The following is a 2,230-nucleotide window of genomic DNA, read 5'->3' as shown; positions in this document are numbered from 1 at the left end:
GGCCGAAGACGGCAGGAACCCGAAGTCATGCCAAGCTCCACGGGCGCCCAGTTCGACGGACTCGCTCCAGATATCCCACTCCAGCGCGGTCAGGACCAGCGGAGTGGCTTCGGCGACGTTGGTCAGCGTCCAGCAACGGTCAGCCTGGGTACTGCCGAGGATCGGATCGGACACGCTCATGCGCCGGCCTCCGTTCCAGCGACCAGCCCGGAGCGTTCGGCCAGGCCGTAACCGGTCCGGCCGTCCCAGCTCCAGCGGGCCATCCCCTCGCGGATCACGTGGGTCGCCCCCGCCCGGATACCGAAGAGCACCTCGTTGGGATAGTCGATCGTGAACGCGATGTCGTGCACGACCTCCCCACTGATCCGGTGTTCGCCGTCCGGACCACGCAGCGCCACCTCGAGCCTCCTATGGCTGGTCTCCCCCATCGACACGGAAAGGACCTCGGCGTGCTCGAGCCGCCCGTCTTCGACGAGGTAGCCGTGCGACATCGGCGCGCCCACGCCGTCCCGGGACTCCATGTGGATCACCCCGAAACAACGGCCGTCCGGAAATTGACCGTGCAGGAAACGGTGTGGTCCCATCCGCTCGAGGTCGCGGGGACCACGCGAGTGGTCGCGAACTCCGGCCCCGGAGAACATGGCGGTCTCACCGCCGATCTTCACTTCACCCCGCGCCGTGCAGGGCGCCTCCCAGTGCGCATCGGCCCAGGATTGCCCCGATACGGGCCCACGCAAGTCCAACAGCTCAGTGGACAAGCCGGCGAAGTGAAGCTCGAAGTCCAGGGGTTCGCACACACCGTCAACAGCGGACGCGGTGTCGAGGTCGGCGACGGCCACACGCTGGGCGGCTCCCCGGAATCGGACCGTCCATCCCTCGGATGTCTGAGTCGCGGACAGCATCCCGCAGTCCACCACTCCTGACGGCTGGCGCACCGAGAAATCCTTCGCAATCAGTGCGTGGGTGGCGCCTGGCAGGTAAACGACCGTGATGCCGTGCCAGAGCCCCGTGTCGAACGATGGAAGACCCAGATGAAGCCAGACACCGAAGCCTGAAGTCGCGTCATACGCCTGGAACAGGTAGTTTTCGCTCCACAGCGGTACATCCGGGGGATCAGCGATGGGGCGTTCATCCAGCGCGGGTTCGGTGTTGGTCACGTCGTCTCCTCGAACTCGACCGGCCTGGATCCGGTACTCGGACAGGCTCGCATTAGTCTAGACATACATAGTTTGGTAATGGGGTAAATTGGGCCACATCCGGCATCGAGCCGTACCGATCCTCGCCGCAGCGAGAACCACTTTTCCAAGAACCGGCAGTGTCGCCGATGCACGCAAATAGGGCGTCAATCACTCTGCAAATCAGTGAGATTGGCGCGCGACGAGTAGCTCACCAGAGATGTGCGGCATCCTCGGGATTGCGGATCACCGCGGACGGCTCGTCTACTCGACCTTCCCAACGGACACCAGTGAGATTAGCATCAAGAACAACTATCTATCATTAGACTAATAACGGAGCCATCTATGATCGACCCGTTCCGGCTGGACGGCCGAACCGCTGTCGTCACCGGAGGCACGAAGGGCATCGGACTAGCGATTGCCGACGTGTTCCGGGAGCGCGGCGCCGACGTCGTCATCTGTGGGCGACAGGAAGATTCGGGGCAGTCGGTTGCCCAGGAGAAGGGATTCACCTTCTATCGCGCGGACGTCACCGACGAGAACGACGTTCGCGCCCTCGTCGAGCGATGCGTGACCGCCCACGGTGGCATAGACGTGCTTGTCAACAACGCCGGCCCCACCGACCTCCTGCACACGCGAGATGTGGACGGTCCCATCGGTGAGGTCACCCTCGATGCCTGGCACACGCTCATCGACCGCACACTCACATGCAACTACCTCACGACCCACCACGCACTCGATGCACTTGCACGGTCCGGCACAGGATCCATCGTGAACATCTCCTCGATCGCCGCAGCGCAGGCTATGCCCGGGTTCGACGTCTACGCCGCAGGCAAGGCCGGTCTCGAGGCCATGACACGATCTGTGGCCATCGGCTACGCCCACCTCGGTGTGCGCTGCAACGCCATTCGAGTCGGCACCATCGCCGTCGATCACGGAGACAACAATCGGAGACTGCTACCGACGACCGACACTTCCCCCGACGCCTGGCGCCGGGCCGACCCGCCTGCGGCGGGCAGCGCCGACGATGTCGCCCACGCAGCGCTGTTCTTGGC

The 2,230-nt window shown here is 64.3% G+C and carries 2 protein-coding genes and 1 pseudogene; 1 reads left to right on the top strand and 2 read right to left on the bottom strand.

Annotated features, from left to right (window positions below):
• Both WAW17_RS04025 and WAW17_RS04020 read right to left on the bottom strand, forming a co-directional pair.
• A pseudogene (locus WAW17_RS04025) lies at positions 1-180 on the bottom strand (peptidase); the annotation flags it as partial.
• On the bottom strand, positions 177-1,157 hold the full coding sequence (locus WAW17_RS04020; protein ID WP_422331722.1) for a DUF7064 domain-containing protein: 981 nt from the start codon (positions 1,155-1,157) through the stop codon (positions 177-179). The gene WAW17_RS04020 and the pseudogene WAW17_RS04025, both read right to left, overlap by 4 nt.
• 363 nt (positions 1,158-1,520) lie before the next feature.
• Here WAW17_RS04020 and WAW17_RS04015 point away from each other — a divergent pair.
• Positions 1,521-2,230: SDR family NAD(P)-dependent oxidoreductase (locus WAW17_RS04015; RefSeq protein ID WP_422331721.1), on the top strand; the 710-nt coding region annotated here is incomplete at its 3' end.

This window comes from Rhodococcus sp. (in: high G+C Gram-positive bacteria) (assembly GCF_049286785.1).
GTDB lineage: Bacteria > Actinomycetota > Actinomycetes > Mycobacteriales > Mycobacteriaceae > Rhodococcus_F.
The sequence above is the reverse complement of the archived record's forward strand: the minus strand, read 5'-3'. Positions and strand labels throughout refer to the sequence as shown.